Annotated in this window: 15 protein-coding genes; 11 read left to right on the top strand and 4 right to left on the bottom strand. The window is 47.5% G+C overall.

The annotated features are described in order from the left end of the window. The first annotated feature begins 2 nt into the window (after positions 1-2). The 10 genes from hyaB to hypA all read left to right on the top strand — a co-directional run bounded on the left by hyaB (position 3) and on the right by hypA (position 11,191). Positions 3-1,706 carry a nickel-dependent hydrogenase large subunit gene (hyaB, locus tag L5M71_RS03920; protein WP_263205413.1) on the top strand — a complete coding sequence of 568 codons (1,704 nt, stop codon included), beginning with the start codon at positions 3-5 and terminating at the stop codon, positions 1,704-1,706. Between the two features lie 19 nt (positions 1,707-1,725). Next, entirely contained in the window at positions 1,726-2,400 is a 675-nt protein-coding gene (gene cybH, locus L5M71_RS03915) for a Ni/Fe-hydrogenase, b-type cytochrome subunit (RefSeq protein ID WP_028760178.1), read from the top strand. Between the two features lie 7 nt (positions 2,401-2,407). Continuing rightward, positions 2,408-2,965 carry a HyaD/HybD family hydrogenase maturation endopeptidase gene (locus tag L5M71_RS03910; protein ID WP_028760179.1) on the top strand — a complete coding sequence of 186 codons (558 nt, stop codon included), beginning with the start codon at positions 2,408-2,410 and terminating at the stop codon, positions 2,963-2,965. Positions 2,966-2,968: 3 nt separating this feature from the next. Then, positions 2,969-4,885: a NiFe hydrogenase gene (locus L5M71_RS03905; RefSeq protein ID WP_263205415.1), complete on the top strand. Its 1,917-nt coding sequence runs from the start codon at positions 2,969-2,971 to the stop codon at positions 4,883-4,885. Then, a complete protein-coding gene (gene hypF, locus L5M71_RS03900) occupies positions 4,878-7,397 on the top strand; it encodes a carbamoyltransferase HypF (RefSeq protein WP_411568977.1) in 2,520 nt (839 codons plus the stop codon). Before L5M71_RS03905 ends, hypF begins: the two co-directional genes overlap by 8 nt. A 187-nt stretch (positions 7,398-7,584) precedes the next feature. Further along, entirely contained in the window at positions 7,585-8,382 is a 798-nt protein-coding gene (hypB, locus tag L5M71_RS03895; protein ID WP_105252278.1) for a hydrogenase nickel incorporation protein HypB, read from the top strand. Beyond that, positions 8,382-8,627 carry a HypC/HybG/HupF family hydrogenase formation chaperone gene (locus tag L5M71_RS03890; RefSeq protein WP_263205419.1) on the top strand — a complete coding sequence of 82 codons (246 nt, stop codon included), beginning with the start codon at positions 8,382-8,384 and terminating at the stop codon, positions 8,625-8,627. The genes hypB and L5M71_RS03890 overlap by 1 nt, the downstream gene beginning before the upstream one ends. Before the next feature lie 62 nt (positions 8,628-8,689). Further along, on the top strand, positions 8,690-9,829 hold the full coding sequence (gene hypD, locus L5M71_RS03885; protein ID WP_263205421.1) for a hydrogenase formation protein HypD: 1,140 nt from the start codon (positions 8,690-8,692) through the stop codon (positions 9,827-9,829). Continuing rightward, positions 9,822-10,838 (top strand): hydrogenase expression/formation protein HypE, encoded by a 1,017-nt coding sequence (gene hypE / locus L5M71_RS03880; protein ID WP_263166443.1) that lies wholly within the window; start codon positions 9,822-9,824, stop codon positions 10,836-10,838. The genes hypD and hypE overlap by 8 nt, the downstream gene beginning before the upstream one ends. Further along, a complete protein-coding gene (gene hypA / locus L5M71_RS03875; RefSeq protein ID WP_263205423.1) occupies positions 10,838-11,191 on the top strand; it encodes a hydrogenase maturation nickel metallochaperone HypA in 354 nt (117 codons plus the stop codon). Before hypE ends, hypA begins: the two co-directional genes overlap by 1 nt. 142 nt (positions 11,192-11,333) lie before the next feature. Here the strand turns inward: hypA and lpxM are convergent, their stop codons facing one another. The 4 genes from lpxM to pheS form a co-directional block, all read right to left on the bottom strand. Beyond that, the gene (gene lpxM, locus L5M71_RS03870; RefSeq protein WP_263205425.1) at positions 11,334-12,272 is read right to left on the bottom strand and encodes a lauroyl-Kdo(2)-lipid IV(A) myristoyltransferase; all 939 of its coding nucleotides are present in this window, start codon (positions 12,270-12,272) and stop codon (positions 11,334-11,336) included. Positions 12,273-12,376: 104 nt separating this feature from the next. Continuing rightward, positions 12,377-12,673: an integration host factor subunit alpha gene (gene ihfA, locus L5M71_RS03865; protein ID WP_006081370.1), complete on the bottom strand. Its 297-nt coding sequence runs from the start codon at positions 12,671-12,673 to the stop codon at positions 12,377-12,379. A gap of 3 nt (positions 12,674-12,676) precedes the next feature. After that, positions 12,677-15,064 (bottom strand): phenylalanine--tRNA ligase subunit beta, encoded by a 2,388-nt coding sequence (pheT, locus tag L5M71_RS03860; protein WP_263205427.1) that lies wholly within the window; start codon positions 15,062-15,064, stop codon positions 12,677-12,679. Between the two features lie 15 nt (positions 15,065-15,079). After that, a complete protein-coding gene (pheS, locus tag L5M71_RS03855; protein WP_263205429.1) occupies positions 15,080-16,063 on the bottom strand; it encodes a phenylalanine--tRNA ligase subunit alpha in 984 nt (327 codons plus the stop codon). 469 nt (positions 16,064-16,532) lie between these two features. On the opposite strand from pheS, the gene L5M71_RS03850 reads away from it, so the two are divergent. Beyond that, positions 16,533-18,053 carry a methyl-accepting chemotaxis protein gene (locus L5M71_RS03850; protein WP_105253108.1) on the top strand — a complete coding sequence of 507 codons (1,521 nt, stop codon included), beginning with the start codon at positions 16,533-16,535 and terminating at the stop codon, positions 18,051-18,053. Positions 18,054-18,095 lie beyond the last annotated feature (42 nt).

The raw sequence follows: 18,095 nt of genomic DNA, 5'->3' as shown, positions 1-18,095 counted from the left end.
CCATGAGCAAGCGCGTTGTTATCGACCCTATCACACGTATCGAGGGTCACTTACGTATCGAAGTCGAAGTTGATGAAAATAACGTCATCAACAAGGCTTGGTCATCCTCCACACTTTGGCGCGGTATTGAAGTCATTCTCAAAGGCCGCACGCCTATGGATGTTGGCCTTATTGTGCAACGTATCTGTGGCGTATGTACCTATTCCCACTACCGCTGCGGTACTGAAGCGGTTGAAAATGCGTTAGGAATTCAAATTCCATTGAACGCAAGATACTTACGTTCATTAATGCAAACCTCTTTATACATGCACGACCATATTGTCCATTTTTACCATCTACACGGCTTAGATTGGGTTGATGTGGTTTCTGCACTGAGCGCCGATCCTGCTAAAGCGGCACAAGTTGCCCTGAAATACACAGACCACCCCATAGCGGCGGGTGAAGGTGATTTAAAAGCGGTACAAGAAAGAGTTAAAGGCTTTGTCGAAACGGGAAAATTAGGTCCATTTGCCAACGCTTATTGGGGCAACGGCACCTATAAATTTACCCCAGAGCAAAACCTTATCGCGCTATCTCACTACCTTAAAGCGCTTGAAGTACAACGTGTTGCGGCAGAAATGCTAGCCATTTTTGGTGGCAAATCACCACATCCACAATCCGTTGTTGTCGGTGGTGTGACTTCGGTGCGCGACATGCTCAGCCCTGCTCGCCTGCAGGAATGGAAGCAAAAACATGCGACAGTAACTGACTTTATTCTGCGTGCCTATCAAGCAGATATCGTGATGGCGGCCGAAGCCTTTGGTACTGAACCTAGCGTGTTGGGCGGCGTAAACGTGAAAAACTTCATGGCGACCAATGACTTTGTGTTAGCCAATGGCGAATACATGTTTAATCAAGGCGTGATCATGAATGGCGACCTTGCCGGCGTCAGTGATGTGAATCCAGATCTGATTGCCGAAGACGTCAGCCACGCTTGGTATAGCGCCGATGCGCCGCAGCATCCCTATGACGGTACAACGATTCCTAATTACACTGGTTTTGTTGAACGTGACACTGTCTACGGCAAATTGCCAACACTGGATGGTGATGGCAAATACTCATGGGTGAAATCTCCCCGTTATCAAGGTGAACCTGTCGAAGTGGGTCCACTCGCCTGCCTATTGGTGAGTTATGCCCGCGGTAACAAGGTGGTCGTGGATTCGGTTAATGGCCTGCTCGCTCGCACAGGTCTACCCGTAGCGGCTCTATTTACCACTTTAGGTCGCACTGCAGCCCGTATGTTGCAGACAGTCATCGTCGCCCAAGAAGGCTTAAAAACCTTTGATGCGCTGCTGACGAATATCCAGTCAGATGAATCTACCTATGTAAAACCCAATATTGATCCAAATAAAGAGTATGTAGGTCACGCCATGATCGAGGCGCCACGCGGCATGTTAAGCCACTGGATCCGCATTAAAAATGGAGTGATTGAGAACTATCAAGCCGTCGTACCAACGACCTGGAACGCAGGTCCTGTGGATGCCAACGGTAAAATGGGTCCCTATGAAGCCTCTTTAATTGGCTTGAAACTGGAAGATCCTACTAAGCCCCTTGAGGTGATACGTATTATTCACTCATTTGACCCTTGCATGGCGTGTTCTGTACACGTAATGGATTTCAAAGGCCAAGCATTGAGCGAGTTCCGTGTCAGTCCCAATGGTCAATAATCGAGGGAGGGAACGCAAAATGAACCATTCTGCAACCCGCATTCGGACACTGATTTTTAGTCCGGCAATACGGATTTTTCACTGGCTCAGGGCACTGTCAATTCTGGTGCTAGTGATCACCGGATTCTATATTGCTTGGCCGTTTCTGGTGGCGCCTGAAAGTACGGACGTACTCGTACAAGGCTGGATCCGCTTCGCTCATCTGATCTGCGGTTTTGTACTAACCGCAATCACTTTAGTGCGCTTCTACCTGTATTTTTTCAGCCGAAGCGACATTGAGCGGCGCTCATTTCGCGATGTCATGAGCGTAAAAAGCTGGATCACCCAGCTGAAATCTTACTTATGGATGGGGCACTTACATAAAGCCGGTGTCTATGGACCGCTGCAATTTGTGACTTATGTAGCAATCTCACTGGTCGCTCTTGTGATATGTATAACGGGTCTGGTGTTGTATGCCAATGTGTATCACCAAGGTTTAGGTGGCATGCTTTGGGGCAGCGCCGCTTGGATCACGGCACAAATGGGTGGGCTGGCACAAGTTAGGATTTGGCATCACTACCTCACTTGGGCATTTGTTATCTTTGTGGTTATCCACGTCTATATGGCGGTTTGGTCAGGGATACGCTTCAAACATAACTCAGTTGACTCGATTGTCTCTGGCTATGACTACCCAAAGCCAGACTCACACCACTAGGAGTCCAATGAAGATATTGCTACTCGGTATTGGCAATGTCCTGTACGCCGATGAAGGCATCGGCGTACATTTTGTCAATTATATAGCTGATAATTATCAGTTTACCCATGAGTCCCACCAGCTAAAGCTGCTCGATGGCGGCACCTTGGCTCAGGGACTTATCCCTATTATTTGCCAATACGATTATTTAATCGTGGTCGATACAGTTAATGCCAATGGCGTAGAAGCGGGCGAAGTCTATTTCTTCGATTTTGATAAAGCGCCGAAGGAAATCGACTGGCAAGGCAGCGCCCATGAAGTCGAAATGCTGCAAACCCTCAATATGATGGAAATGGTTGGCGACAGACCTAAGACCTTTGTGCTGGGCGTCACCCCAACCGTGCTCGAACCTATGGTGCTAGGCTTGACCCCTAAAGTCGCCGCCGCGGTACCTTTAATGGAATCAAGCTTGTTATCCCACTTAGCCTCCCTTGGGTTCACTGCGACGCGTGTTGCCGAGCATAGTATCGACTCGCTGATCCCTGACTCTTATAAACGTGGCGTTACTACTGGTGAAAGTATATAGAAGATGAAAAACATCAGATTTGATTTTACCTGCTCACGTCAGGTGCCTTTGTACGCGCATTTATGTAATCAATATCTAAATTACGATGAACTAAATATCAGCATAGGCTGTGATGGTCAACATAGCTCAGGTCAATATAGTGCTGGCCAACATGACTTTGGCCCTCAAAGCTATTTTATTGAAGCTCAGGGCGAGCAAAACCAACTAGAACAATTGGCCGATGCCATTGCCGCGGACTTTTTGATTTCCGCTTGGTTGATTGACTCTAGCATTAAAGTCATCGACGAGCCCCAAGGCAGTAAAACCTTACTGCCCTTTCCACAGTCTGGATCAAGCTCTGCCATAGTGCCTTTTTGCCAGCATTGTTATCCGTTGATTGGCGATAATCAGTCGGCAAAGTTTGGCACACTCGATTTAATTTGCCCTTGCTGCAAAGGCGAAACACAATTAACGTCCGCACAAAAAGCGTTAACCTTGTCAGATATTAAAGCCATGGCACAGGGACTGCTGACACAAGGCCCACTGACATTAGCGGCCGCCGATAATCTGCAACTTAGTCTGACACCGTTTGCTCAGCCCTTAGACGAGCGGCCACAACTGTTAATTTGTAATCCCAATACGCTAAACGCCCATTTTTGTCTGAACGATGCGCAGGTGCTCGCGCTTTCGAGTATTGAAAAGCCGCTTATCTGCGCGAGACCCACGCAAGAACACGACAAACTCGGTGCGCCGCTGTACGACATTTGCTTTGCCTACAGCCGAGTGATCTTAGTGCTCGGGGAAGTATTACGACAAAAAGGGGTCGATTGGGTTTACATTAAAGGGCCGCATAATAGGCCGAAGCTAGCGTGGGTCGATGGTGCTTGGGCACAAATCGCCAGTCACAATTTAAGCCCAACACAGGTTCAAACCAAGCACTTTATCGCTCCAGAACCCTTAAGGGAAAAAGTCAGTTTTCACGGCTATCAAGCCCAATGGCAAGCGGCGAAACGTTCACGATCGCACCAAGGCGAACTGAGTGTGGCAGTATTGACTCAAGTACCGTCAAGTGAAGACAGTGATATTCATTGCACCAGTATGCTAAGCGATAATAATCAAAATACAGTCAACACAGAAAATCACACCCTTGCAGACGCAGCGCTATTCAGTGCGCTGCTCAACGGTAAGTTTACCAGTCATAAACAGACAAAAAATGCTGCGGTCATTTACTTAAGCCATACCCACGCCAGTCAAATTGTCACCTGCGATAATAAGGGCGACACTGAACTTTTCTTCGCCCTGCCCGAGCTACCCGATAACGGTTACGAAATCTTCCATCAACTGGACAGCAGTCCACAAAAAGCCGTAGCGCAAAAATTTAAGAGCCTGTTTCCCGAAGATTACCTAAAACTTTTAAGCCTAAAGCTTCACGGCAGACGGGACAACTTACAAAGCCTGTGGGCGATTGCAGCCATATTAATTGGCCTCAATACCCAAGAAGAGACTCAAAGCCAAGCAAGGCTAAGCGATGCACTCATGGCCGCCGCCATGCGCTACCACGGTGCTAATGCACCGCGTATCGATTATCCGCTGACCAAAGGTGAAGCCCACCGCAGCCTAAATTGGTGTAAAACCTTAGGCACAGTGTTAAGTTTTCGTATTGCGGGTAATGACGATCCGAGTCAGCTTGCCTTTGCGATGCAAGACTCGCTGGCGGACTATTTATCTAACTGGATCGAGCATATCGATTTAAATATCGGCGTGCACAATATAGCCTTAGCGGGCAATGAATTAATCAATGAAACCCTGTGCAAACGCATCAGCTTGCGCTTAGGCAAAAACTTTCCATTGGTGATCAATCGCAGCCTAGATTTAGACGGCGATAACTTAGCCGTTGGTGCACTTTACGTTAAGCAGCGACAACTAAATGCCCATGATTAGGAGGCCAAAAGTTAAGTCACAACGCATGAAGCCACATAGGCATAATAGTCGCCACAAAAAGCACAGTGACCTGCAGATAAAACGAAGGCTGGCATTGGAATACCTTGTCCACAAGGGAGCCACGTTAAAGCGTTGTCAGTTGCACGTCACTGGCATAGTACAAGGGGTGGGATTTCGCCCCTTTGTCTATCGTTATGCCCTTGAGTTTCAACTGACGGGTACTGTGCTCAACAATGCCAAGGGCGTGACCATTGAGCTGCAAGGTAATGATGAAAACCTCACTCGCTTTATCACTGTACTCAATACCACTCCACCGCCACTCGCCCGTATCGACAATATCAGCCAAATACCACTGCCGATTTTATTAAGCGAAACCACGTTTGAGATTATAAAAAGCGACAGCCATGAGGACGATGACCCAAGTTCACCGATAGGTGCGCAGGTGGCGGTATCGGCAGATAAAAGTACCTGCCAAGACTGCATGAACGACATGCATAATCCTGATGACCGCCACTTTGGCTATGCCTTTACCAACTGCACTAACTGTGGCCCTCGATACACGATTATCAATGCTTTACCCTATGATAGGCACAACACCGCTATGGCCGATTTTGACATGTGTCCCGAGTGCGCCAAAGAATATCAAAACCCACTCGACCGCCGCTACCATGCCCAGCCCATAAGTTGCCCCGCCTGTGGCCCCAGACTCAGTTTAAAAACACCGCAAGGGGAATACATCCTTCCCAGTGCCTCAAATGTCAGCGCACCTGAATTGAGTACGGACCTTGCGGTACTGACAGCTGCGGCTGATAGATTACGCCAAGGGCAGATTCTGGCAATTAAAGGATTGGGTGGATTTCACTTAATCTGTGATGCCCGAAGTGACAATGCCGTCAACGCACTCAGGCTGCGAAAACAGCGCCAGGCCAAGCCGCTAGCGGTGATGATGGCGGATATCACCATGGCGCAGCACTATGTCACAGGGCCGGATGCCGAGTGGCGAGTGCTGAGTTCGCAGGAAAGGCCCATAGTGCTGATGAGCAGCCGAGCCGAACATGATCTCAGCTTAGCTGTCGCCCCCAATCTGAATAAACTCGGGGTATTTCTGCCCTACACACCGCTGCATCATTTGCTATTGAGTCTCTTCAAAGGGCCATTAGTTGCGACCAGCGCCAATGTTTCAGGCGAGCCTATCATCACAGATTGTGACGAGCTTATTAGCCACTTAAGCCATGTGGTGGATGCGATAGTCGATCATAATCGGCCGATTATTAATGGCTGTGATGACAGTGTGGTGCAAGTGATCCAGCCGCAACTGGATTCCTCCGCAGAGGTGCAAGTATTGCGCCTCGCCCGCGGCTATGCACCGTTAAGTTTCCCCTTAGAGATACCGCTGACCCAATCGATTTTGGCCGTGGGCGCACAACAAAAAAATGCCATCGCCTTAGGCTTTGGCAATAATGTGTTTTTAAGTCCCCATATTGGCGACCTGTTCAGCGTCAGCGCCGAGCAATATTTTGAGCGCACCTTAGCCACTTTTGCTCGGTTGTATCACTTTACGCCAAATCTTATTATTTGCGATAAACACCCAGATTATGCCCCTTCACGCTGGGCTGAAATGCACTCCAACTCAAGTGTACAACTCAGCGATTCCAGCCAAGCACAATGTTTATCGGTGCAACACCACCATGCCCATGTGCTCAGCGTGATGGCGATAAATCAATATCGAGATCCCGTATTGGGCTTTAGTTTTGACGGTACTGGGCTTGGGGAAGATGGCAGTTTATGGGGCGGTGAAGTGCTATTAACTACGCTCGATAAAGCGCAGCGACTGGCCCATTTTGAGCCCATAGCCCTGCTAGGCGGCGAGCAAGCCATTAAGCAACCCGTAAGGTTGTTACTGGCATTATTGTTCGAACAAATGAGCCTCGATGCTGTGCTCGCATTACAATTACCTATATTAAACAACATGCGCCCAAACACTCTGACTAACTTACATAAGATCTGGCAGAACGGCAGCGCGATAAAAACCTCCTCTGTCGGGCGACTGTTCGATGCCCTCGCCTGCGCCTTAGGCTTAATCGAAACCACACTGTTTGAAGGCCAAGCGGGCATGGCAATAGAAGCCGCGGCCAATCGCGCCGATGCATTAGCCCTTGAAGTCATTTCGCTTAACTTACCTCTTGACATCGACCAGTGGCGAAGCAGTGAAATGTTCAAGCAAATTGTTGAATTGATTACAGCACAACCGCTAACAGACAATAGATGCTATGCCATCGCCCGCGCCTTTTTACACACCTTAGGTGATGCTATCTGTGATTATACTGCCCAGTATCAACACCTCCCAACCGTGCTCTGCGGTGGCGTATTTCAAAATAAATATCTATTGGAATACTGCCTGAGTAAGCTCAGCGCCCAAGGAAATAAAGTGTTATCCAGTAAACAGATACCCATCAATGATGGCGGCATCGCCCTAGGCCAACTTTGGTATGGCATTCATCAGAGTCAATAACCGTACTTATTTGATAATCCCTGATGTTCGCTCGCCATTTTTATCCCCATAAACCTGACGAACATCAAAGATCCGTAGCGCAATTTGTATCACACTCAACATTAGCGTAACCAAATTAACGATTCGTACATCAATCATTATTTGTCAGGCAAAGTCCTCGTACTCTGCCGATACAAGGAGAGGTAAAATGTGTAAAGACTGCGGCTGCTCCCTTACCCGCCACGACCATGATCATCTAGGCGCGCATGCCCATAGCCATGAGCATAATCATGACCATTCACATACTCATGAGCATAGCCATCAAGAGTTACACACAAATCCTCAGTTAAACGATAAAAAAACCTTGTCAGTCATCCACAAAATTTTAGATAAAAATGATGTCGAAGCTGGACATAACCGCGCCCACTTTGAGGCACATAATATTACTGCCTTCAACATCATGAGTAGCCCGGGCAGTGGCAAAACCACCCTATTAGAAAATCTCAAAGAATACACGCAGCTCAACTATGCGGTGATCGAGGGCGACTTAGAAACCTCACGTGATGCTGACCGCCTCATAGCTAAAGGTATTAAGGCCTATCAAATTCAAACGGGCAGCGCCTGTCACCTCGACGCCTTTATGGTGCACGGTGCCCTACATCATCTGCCGCTTGAAGGACTCGATATTTGCTTTGTCGAAAACGTCGGTAATCTCGTCTGCCCAGCCAGTTATGATGTGGGCACTCACAAAAATATCGTGCTGCTATCAGTGCCAGAAGGCGATGATAAGATTGAGAAATATCCTGTGATGTTCCGCCGCGCCGATGTAGTTTTTATCACAAAGTGCGATCTACTGCCCTATTTTGATTTCAAGATGGACGAAGCCAGAGCGCAGCTTAAAAAACTCAATCCAGCAACTCAAATTATTGAAGTCTCAATTAAAGATGGCGATTCCATGCAGGCTGTAGCCGCTTGGCTTAAAGACAACATTCGAGGTGCACAATAATGTGCTTGTCCATACCTTCCCAAGTGGTGGCGGTCGATATTGAGCGCCAGAGCGTCACCGTCGACACCTTAGGTGTGCGCCGCGATGTCAGCAGTCATTTAATGAATGAGCCACTGGAAATTGGCGACTATGTACTTATCCATATTGGTTTTGTGATGAACAAAATTGATAAGGAAGATGCGCAGCAAAGCATTGATCTATACGAAGAAATCGTCACTAAGCTTGAAAATGAAGCCATACACTGACCATCAGCAGTGCAGGATTAAGTCGCAAGGCGCACCCCTATCGAGTGCACCGAGGAAAAAGCATGCTTGAACTAAGACACCTCTATCAAGGCTTTCGCGATCCCCAAACGATTGCCAATTTAGCACGGGATATTCAGTTAACCGCTAAATTGGTTAAGCAACAAATCAATATCATGGAAGTCTGTGGTGGCCATACTCATACGATTATGAAATACGGCTTGCTAGATTTACTGCCGGATAATATTGAATTTATCCATGGTCCTGGCTGCCCAGTGTGCATTATGCCTAAAGAGCGCATCGACCAAGCCGCGGCGCTTGCCTCCCAAGAAAATGTTATTCTTGTGACCCTGGGCGATATGATCCGCGTGCCCGGTTCTCAAGGCTCTTTAGCCAGTTTTAGGGCCAAGGGCTGCGATATTCGCCCAATTTACGATCCCTTAGATACGCTCAAAATTGCCCGCGACAATCCCGATAAAACCGTAGTGTTCTTCGCCATTGGCTTTGAAACCTCAACCCCAATGACAGCAATTTTGTTACAACTGGCCGAACAAGAAAAACTCGAAAATCTACTATTTCATATCAATCATGTATTAGTGCCACCCGCAATTGATGCCGTGATGCACGATCCAAAAGCGAGGGTCAACGCCTTTATCGGCCCAGCCCATGTGAGCGTGATCAGTGGCGCAAAAATCTATCGCAGCACAGTCGAAAACTATGGCACGCCAGTGGTTGTCGCAGGATTTGAGCCCGTCGATGTGATGGAGTCGATTTTACGGATTGTGCGCCAAAAAGCCGCGGGTAAAGCGGAGCTCGATATCCAATACAGCCGCGCAGTATCGGAGGACGGCAACCTCACGGCGCAGGCCAAAGTAAATCAATTCTTCAATGTCAGACCGCAATTTCGCTGGCGTGGACTAGGCCCAATCCCCAATTCAGCGCTGCAGCTTAAACCCGAATATGCCCACAGAGACGCCGAACTGCGCTTTAAAGACCGCCTACCCGTGAAGGAAATTGACGATCATAAAGCCTGTCAGTGTGGTGATATTCTTCGTGGGCTTGCTAAACCAAAGGACTGTAAAGTTTTTGGCCGCGGCTGCAATCCCGAAACGCCCTTAGGCAGTTGCATGGTCAGCTCCGAAGGTGCTTGCAATGCCTATTACCGCTATCAAGGCATCGATATCAAGGAACCACATCATGGCTGATACGCTTAAAGATAAATCCATTCAACTCAGCCACGGCGGTGGCGGCAAAGAAATGAATAAACTGATCCGTGATCTGTTTTTTGCCGAGTTTGATAACCCAATCCTTCGCAGCGAAGAAGACGCTGCTAAACTCGATTTGCACGGTGCTAATGCCTTTACCACAGACTCTTTCACCGTATCCCCTTTATTTTTTGCCGGCGGTGATATCGGCAAGCTCGCCATCGCAGGCACAGTCAACGATCTCGCTATGATGGGCGCAGAACCTCAGTATTTGAGTTGCAGTGTGATCATAGAAGAAGGCTTTTCTATCAATGATTTAACGACGATTGTCCGCAGTATGGCGAAAGAATTAAAACACAGTGGTGCACGGATTGTCTGCGGCGACACTAAAGTCGTACCCAAGGGGTGCGCCGATGGTTTATTTATTAATACCTCAGGCATTGGTCGTATCTTGCGTCCCAATATTTCCGCGGCGAATGTCACCGTGGGCGATGCCATTATTGTCTCCCGTGATATTGGCTGCCACGGTGCAGCGATTTTAATGGCGCGTGAAGGACTCACGCTCGAATCAGCATTACAAAGTGACTGCGCGACGCTCTGGCCGATAGTCGAGCAATTGATCGCCGCCAATATTCCCATTCATGCGATGCGCGATGCGACTCGCGGCGGCTTATCGGCGGTGCTGAACGAATGGGCTGTCGCCTCCAATGTTGGTATCACAGTGAATGAAGCCAGTATTCCCGTCAGCGATGAAGTCAAAGGTCTGTGCGAACTCTATGGTTTCGAAGCCATGGATCTTGCCAACGAAGGCACTTTCATCCTCGCCGTCCCCAACGACATCGCCTTGGGCGCGCTCGAGATCATGCAACGCTTTGGGCGCTGTGAGCATGCAGCGATAATCGGCACTGTAAGTGATGATTTAGTGGGGAAAGTCGTGCTAAGAACGCCTTGGAATACTAAGCGTTATCTCGATCTTCCCCAAGGTGAACTGCTGCCAAGGATTTGCTGATGCACGAATATTCGATTGTGAGTGCCCTGATTGAGCAATGCGAACAGCACGCGCTGGCCAATCATGCCGATAAAATCACCCGAGTGGATATCAAACTGGGAGTCATGAGCGGGGTTGAACCTAGCCTGCTACAAACGGCCTTCGATACGTTTAAGCTCGATGGGATTTGCAAAGAAGCCCTACTCAATATGCAAATTCAGCCGCTAGTGATACTTTGCCAAGACTGCCAGACTGAATCCGTACTGAGTGAGCGCACGGTCGTCTGCCCTGCATGTCAAAGCTTTCGTACTCGCGTACTCGATGGCGAAGATATGTTACTGATGCAACTTGAGATGGAACAAGATGAAGATTAAATCCTGCATTGGTAACAGCACAGTCGATAAAGATCTCAATCAATAAAGAGTCCTATCAGCAAGAATATTCCTCAAAAAAATGGCTTTGAGCAATCAGCGCTCAAAGCCATTTTAAACCACACTATTTCAGTCACGCTACATCTCAGCTGTAGATAGAAACTTCACCCTCTGGGCGCGTCTTGAGAACGCGCAGGAACCACATATACTGCTCTGGGTAAGCTAAGATAACTTGCTCGACCACTTTGTTCAGTGCCAACGCCTCATTTTCTTTGCCCACCATTTCTTCAGGCGCAACGGCCGCCATCACGGTGAGATCAAATTGGCGTGTCGCTTGGTTGTAGCCAATCTTTACTGGCAGCACTTGGGCATTACCCGCCTGCGCTAAACGCCCAACAACAGGTAGCGTTGCCTTCACTGTGCCTAAAAAAGGCGCAAACACGCTTTGTTCAGGACCTAAGTCTTCATCGGGAAGATAAAAGAAACTGTTACCGCGCTTAAGCTCAGCCAATAACGCCCGAATGCCCGCCTCGCGCATATACACATGGCCACCACAACTGCTGCGTACACGATTACTAAACCAATTGAATAAGCCGTTTTTATGGGCTTTGGCCATAGTCACCATAGGCAACTCAAGGTTAAGGCGTAAACCAGCATAATCGATTGGCCACACATGGGGCATGATAAAAATGATCGGTTGCCCAGCAGCCTGCGCTTTAGTCACATGCTCAAAGCCGATTAAATTGACTCGACGACGTAAATGCGCTTTTGAGCGCACCAGCAATTCGCCCTGTGCTAACAACACCAAAACGAAGTTTTGCACGTTCTCACGGATTAACACTTCAATCTCGGCGGTGGATTGCTCAGGAAAGCACGCCCTTAAGTTGGCTCTGGCAACGCTAATGGGCTTTTTGGCAATTGGCATCACTATTTTTGCCAATAATCTTGCAATAGGATCACGCAGCCATGCGGGCATGAGTCCGAAAATCACTAATAGACCAATCACTAACCAAGTGGCCCAGTATCTAGGGTGTAATAAGGCGAGTTTAAAACGACGGTCGAAATGTTTAGGCTGTCTTGACAAAGAATTCACCTCAGACAGTGGATAAAAACAATGGAGATATTGCACGAAAGAATAAACAGGAAAGCCACTCTCTAAGGAGTGGCTTTCCCATCAAACAAACGAAATTACTTACCCGTGTTTGCTGCTTCTACACGAGTTTTCAGCTTTTGGCCGGGACGGAAAGTCACGACACGACGAGCAGAAATTGGGATATCTTCGCCTGTTTTTGGGTTCCTTCCCGGTCTTTGATTCTTGTCCCTAAGGTCAAAGTTGCCAAAGCCAGATAACTTGACCTGCTCACCACTTTCAAGTGCGCCCCGAATCTCTTCAAAGAACGACTCAACCATCTCTTTGGCGACACGTTTGTTCATTCCGAGTGTTTCAAAAAGATGTTCTGCCATTTCGGCTTTGGTAAGTGCCATACTTTAATCCCTCAACGATGCGTTGAACTCGGACTTAAGGGCAGAAACGACTGAACCAACGGTCTCAGCAATCTCTTTTTCCTCAAGCGTACGAGTAGTGTCTTGTAATGTAAGTGCTATCGCCAGGCTCTTCTTGCCAGGTTCAACACCTTTACCTAAGTATACATCGAACAAGTTTATGCCAACCAACTGATTTTCGCCAACTTTTCTTATCAATTTCATTACATCACCTGCAGATACACTCTCATCTACTACGACTGCGATGTCACGACGATTAGCTGGAAACTTAGATACAGCTTGGGCTAGCGGCAAACTGGTATGCAATAAAGCATCCAATTCCAACTCAAAAACGATGGTTTTACCATTGAGTCCAAAAGGCTTCTCCAAACTAGGATGGATTGCACCTATATGACCGATCACTCGATCATTTCTCAATATTTCAGCACATTGCCCCGGATGGAGAGCAGAATGCGTCGCTCCTCTAAAGCTAAATTCTGATGCGGAAACTGTCAAGCCGATAATTGCTTCTAAATCACCTTTAAGGTCGAAAAAATCAACAGTTTTCGATTCCATAGCCCAATGTTCATCATTTTGGAGCCCAGTAATGACACAAGCGAGCATTGCTTGCTGTCTTACACCGGATTCTGCATTGATATCAGGAACAAAGCGCAGGCCAGTTTCAAAAAGTCTCACGCGACTCTGTTGACGACTTTGGTTGTAGCCAACGGCGGCCAATAAACCGGTGAACATTGACAGGCGCATGGCCGACATTTCACTGGAAATTGGGTTTGGTAACACCATAGCGTCTAAACCAGGATGAACCAGATTTTGCAGTTTTGGATCGACAAAGCTGTAGGTTACCGCTTCTTGGAAACCACGAGCGACCAATAAGGCACGCACGCGTTTTAGGCTTAAGTCAGATTCTTTATGATCTGACATACGCAGCGCGGCAACAGGCGCCGTATTCGGGATATTGTTATAACCGTAAATACGGGCCACTTCTTCGATCAAATCTTCTTCAATCGCCATATCGAAACGATAAGTCGCGGTAGTGACCTGCCAACTATCTTGGCTAACAACGACGCTAAAACCTAAACGTTGTAGGATTTCAACGACATCGCTATCAGGTACATGGTGACCTAAAATTCGATCTAACTTGCTACGACGTAAAACGATTTGTGCAGGTTTGGGTAAATCAGCCTCTGATTTAGCCTCAACTACAGGGCCAGCTTCACCGCCACAGATATCCAGTACTAAACGGGTCGCACGGTCGATAACCTTGTGTTGCATCTCAGGGTCAACACCACGCTCAAAGCGGTGTGATGAATCTGTGTGCAAACCTAAACGACGTGACTTACCCATAATGGCGAGCGGCGCGAAGAAGGCACATTCAAGCAGTATGTCTTGGGTCGTGTCGCTCACGCCTGAATATTCGCCGCCAAACACACCAGCAAGGGCTAATGGACGCACATCATCGGCGATCACTAAGGTATCGCTTGGGATGGTCACTTCGCTGCCATCAAGCAGGGTGATTTTCTCTTCGCCAGTGCCTAAACGCACTTGGATATCGCCTGTTAATTTGGCAAGATCGAAAGCGTGCATAGGTTGACCGAATTCAATCAACACAAAGTTAGTGATGTCTACGATAGGATCGATAGAGCGAATACCGCTACGGCGCAGTTTTTCCTGCATCCATAATGGCGTAGGCGCTTTCACATTAACGTTTTTAACCACACGGCCTAAGTAACGTGGACACGCTGCAGGCGCGTTAACGTTAATCGTGACCTGTGCATCTGTCGTTGGCGTAACGGCTTGCCACTGTGGCTCAACCACTGTTTGGCGGTTTAACACGCCCACTTCACGGGCAAGACCTGCCATACCTAAGCAATCGGCACGGTTAGCCGTTAAATCCACATCGATAACGGCATCATTAAGTTGCAGATAGTCGCGGATGTCAGTGCCTAATGGCGCGTCCAATGGCAATTCGATAATGCCATCGCTTTCGACGTTAATGCCAAGCTCGCTGTACGAGCACAACATGCCTTCTGATGGCATGCCACGCAGCTTGGCTTTCTTGATTTTGAAATCGCCAGGTAATACGGCGCCAACCATAGCCACGGCCACTTTAAGACCCTGACGGCAGTTTGGTGCACCGCAGACGATATCGATAAGTTCACTACCACCAACGTTGATTTTGGTCACGCGCAGTTTATCGGCATCGGGATGCTGACCACACTCAACCACTTCACCAATCACTACACCGCTAAAATCGGCAGCTACGGCTTCAACGTCATCGACTTCGAGACCGGCCATAGTGATCTGGTGGGATAATGCTTCACGGCTGACTGAAGGGTTTACCCATTCACGAAGCCAAGATTCGCTAAATTTCATGCTATTACAGCTCCGTTATTTAAATTGCTTCAGGAAACGTAGGTCGTTTTCGAAAAACGCACGTAAATCGTTTACGCCGTAACGCAACATAGTTAAGCGCTCGACACCCATACCAAAAGCAAAACCAGAGTATTTTTCTGGATCTATGCCAACGCTGTGCAGCACATTCGGATGTACCATACCGCAGCCAAGCACTTCTAGCCATTTACCATTTTTGCCCATCACGTCCACTTCCGCTGAAGGTTCAGTGAATGGGAAGTAAGATGGACGGAAACGCACTTGCAGATCTTCTTCGAAGAAATTACGCAGGAAGTCATGCAAAATGCCTTTCAATTCAGCAAAGTTAACATGCTCATCAACCAACAACCCTTCCACTTGGTGGAACATAGGCGTGTGAGTTTGGTCGTAATCGTTACGATAAACACGACCAGGAGAAATAATGCGTAATGGTGGCTTTTCAGTTTCCATAGTACGGATTTGCACGCCCGAAGTTTGGGTACGCAGCATCAGTTTAGGATTGAAATAAAAGGTATCATGATCAGCACGCGCAGGATGGTGCTCAGAGATATTCAGTGCGTCGAAATTGTGGAAATCATCTTCAATTTCAGGCCCCTGCTTTACCGAGAACCCTAATTCCCCGAAAAAGGTTTCGATGCGCTCAATGGTTCGAGTCACAGGATGTAAGCCACCGATCTCTTGGGTGCGGCCTGGCAAAGTCACATCAATCTTTTCGGCGATTAATTTGGCTTCCAATTCCGAACTTTTCAGACCATCGATACGCTCAGTTAATTTTTGTTGAATCGCCTGTTTAGCATCATTGACCGCTTGGCCAAAGGCTGGCTTTTCTTCAGGGCTTAAGCTACCCATCATTTTCATCATGTCGGTGATCTTACCTTTCTTACCAAGGTAATCGACACGGATATCATCCAGTGCTTTTAGATCACTGGCCTGGTCAATAATGACTAAGGCTTGTTCTACGATCTCAGTTAACTGCTGCATTTTCTCTTCCACTGCATAGTCGCGCTTGATAAACAAGTGCTATGGGCGCCAAACTTTCAGGCTATTTGGGTGCTCAGGTTATCGGGCGTTAATGCCAGACGCTTTGCTAGCTATAACGAAATAAAAGGATAGAAATTTTACGCGAGCGAGCGGCATATTACTAGGGCTTATTGGGGGTTTTTATCATGCAAATTCATGTGTTACCCCAGTTTGGAGCCTGAGTTTTACTCAAGGGGAAACCCAAACCTCGATTCTGACGTAAACAACTTCCGCTTTCAGCCACTAGCAGCATTTGTAACTAAACTGTAAACTCACACCTGTACCTTGCCAAAATTGCAGCAAACAACACAATAATGACTGCAATTAGACTACATTAACCATATAAATCGTTACAAAACAGAAAACTATAAAGTCTATGGCAAACTGACCGATATAAATTCGGTTTATGGCCCATTTTATCGAGGCACTCATGAAAGAAGTAAAATTTCGCTGGATAGATCAATATCTTATCCATATGACCTTAAAAACTAAATTCGCTATTCTCTCTATCGTTCCTATGTTGATGATTGTTGGACTGGCGCTTTTCCTAGATAACCAATCCCAGCAAACCTTAATTCAAGGACAGCTCAACAGTCTGCAAAATGCTTCACAACAAATTAACCAAGTCACTGGCAGCTTATATAACAAACTACCAGAGCAAGAACGCCAAACTATCCTTAATCAACTTAGTCGCGAAATTGAAGGTAATGTCAGCATTGTTTCGGTAAATGAAGCCGATAGCAAAGCGCAATCCATCGCTCGCAGTGGCGGTGGTATTGATGATAGCGGTAAGCAACCTAGAGCTGTGAGTCGGGTTAACGATCAAAATCTGATCACGATTATTCCCCTAGACAGCAAAGAAATTGATGCCTTGCTCGCCAACGATAACCTGCTGGTTTATGGCCTAATGGCGGCACTCTTGTTTGTGCTATTTTTGTTCAGCTATTACATTTCAACCTTCGTAGGCGGCGCACTTTATACGACAGTGATGGCATTAAAACGGGCCGCATCGGGTGATTTAACGGGGCGTTTAAACTTCTTCGAAGTAAAAGACGAGTTCAGTATCTTAGCCATCAGCATAGATACCTTGGTAGAACGTCAACATACCTTAGTCAAGCAAATCGCAGAATCGACCGCTAAAATACGCGAAGTTGTATCATCGTTTCGTAGCACAGCGCAGCAAGGTCAATCCTTGGCGGTAAACCAGAGACAACATCTGGACTCCTTAGCGACGGCAATGGAAGAAATGACTGCCGCAGTGAAAGAAGTTGCCCGCAATGCCGAACAATCCTCAGCCGAAACCCAAGAAGCCAATCAACAGGTTAGCGCGGGCGGGAAAGATATTGAAACCACAGTCAAAGCTATTGACGTGTTATCGGATGAGATCTCCGCGGCCTCAAATGCGGTGGGTGTACTCAATGACAACGCCAGTAAAATTGATGAAGTGGTGTCAACCATTAATGCGATTTCCCAGCAAACCAACCTACTGGCCCTCAACGCGGCGATTGAAGCGGCACGCGCCGGTGAACAAGGTCGTGGCTTTGCCGTGGTGGCCGATGAAGTACGTACTTTAGCGGGGAGAACTCAGGCCGCAACGGTTGAAATCAAAACCATGATCGAATCACTTCAATCGGGTACTCGCAATCTGACACAAGTGATGTCGCGTACTGTGAATCAAGCCAATGAAGGTAAACAACACGTACTGCAAACGGGTAAAGACTTAGAGTTTATCGCCCACCACAGCAACAAAGTGTTTGAAATGAGTGTGCTAATTGCGACCTCGGCCGAAGAGCAGTCGGCAGTGGCCAACGAGATTGCAACTAACTTAATGGAAATTCGCAACCAATCACACGATGTGGAGCAATCGGCCAACCAGTCGGTTTCAGGTTGTGATGAGCTGCAAGCAACAGCTGGTCAACTTGATCAGTTGATGGTGGGATTAAAAATCTAGTCGAGCATTATTTGATGGAATTTAAATTCACTTAACCCCCAA

The sequence above is a fragment of the Shewanella sp. SW1 genome, from assembly GCF_025653545.1.
Lineage (GTDB): Bacteria > Pseudomonadota > Gammaproteobacteria > Enterobacterales > Shewanellaceae > Shewanella > Shewanella oncorhynchi.
Note: the sequence above shows the minus strand (reverse complement) of the source record. Positions and strands in the feature narration are given on the sequence as shown.

What these genes read in the sequence shown, in the direction of transcription:
- hyaB (WP_263205413.1), top strand. Translation starts at nt 3, where the DNA reads ATGAGCAAGCGCGTTGTTATCGACCCTATCACACGTATCGAGGGTCAC.
- cybH (WP_028760178.1), top strand. Translation starts at nt 1,726, where the DNA reads ATGAACCATTCTGCAACCCGCATTCGGACACTGATTTTTAGTCCGGCA.
- L5M71_RS03910 (WP_028760179.1), top strand. Translation starts at nt 2,408, where the DNA reads ATGAAGATATTGCTACTCGGTATTGGCAATGTCCTGTACGCCGATGAA.
- L5M71_RS03905 (WP_263205415.1), top strand. Translation starts at nt 2,969, where the DNA reads ATGAAAAACATCAGATTTGATTTTACCTGCTCACGTCAGGTGCCTTTG.
- hypF (WP_411568977.1), top strand. Translation starts at nt 4,878, where the DNA reads ATGATTAGGAGGCCAAAAGTTAAGTCACAACGCATGAAGCCACATAGG.
- hypB (WP_105252278.1), top strand. Translation starts at nt 7,585, where the DNA reads ATGTGTAAAGACTGCGGCTGCTCCCTTACCCGCCACGACCATGATCAT.
- L5M71_RS03890 (WP_263205419.1), top strand. Translation starts at nt 8,382, where the DNA reads ATGTGCTTGTCCATACCTTCCCAAGTGGTGGCGGTCGATATTGAGCGC.
- hypD (WP_263205421.1), top strand. Translation starts at nt 8,690, where the DNA reads ATGCTTGAACTAAGACACCTCTATCAAGGCTTTCGCGATCCCCAAACG.
- hypE (WP_263166443.1), top strand. Translation starts at nt 9,822, where the DNA reads ATGGCTGATACGCTTAAAGATAAATCCATTCAACTCAGCCACGGCGGT.
- hypA (WP_263205423.1), top strand. Translation starts at nt 10,838, where the DNA reads ATGCACGAATATTCGATTGTGAGTGCCCTGATTGAGCAATGCGAACAG.
- ihfA (WP_006081370.1), bottom strand. Translation starts at nt 12,673, where the DNA reads ATGGCACTTACCAAAGCCGAAATGGCAGAACATCTTTTTGAAACACTC.
- pheT (WP_263205427.1), bottom strand. Translation starts at nt 15,064, where the DNA reads ATGAAATTTAGCGAATCTTGGCTTCGTGAATGGGTAAACCCTTCAGTC.
- pheS (WP_263205429.1), bottom strand. Translation starts at nt 16,063, where the DNA reads ATGCAGCAGTTAACTGAGATCGTAGAACAAGCCTTAGTCATTATTGAC.
- L5M71_RS03850 (WP_105253108.1), top strand. Translation starts at nt 16,533, where the DNA reads ATGAAAGAAGTAAAATTTCGCTGGATAGATCAATATCTTATCCATATG.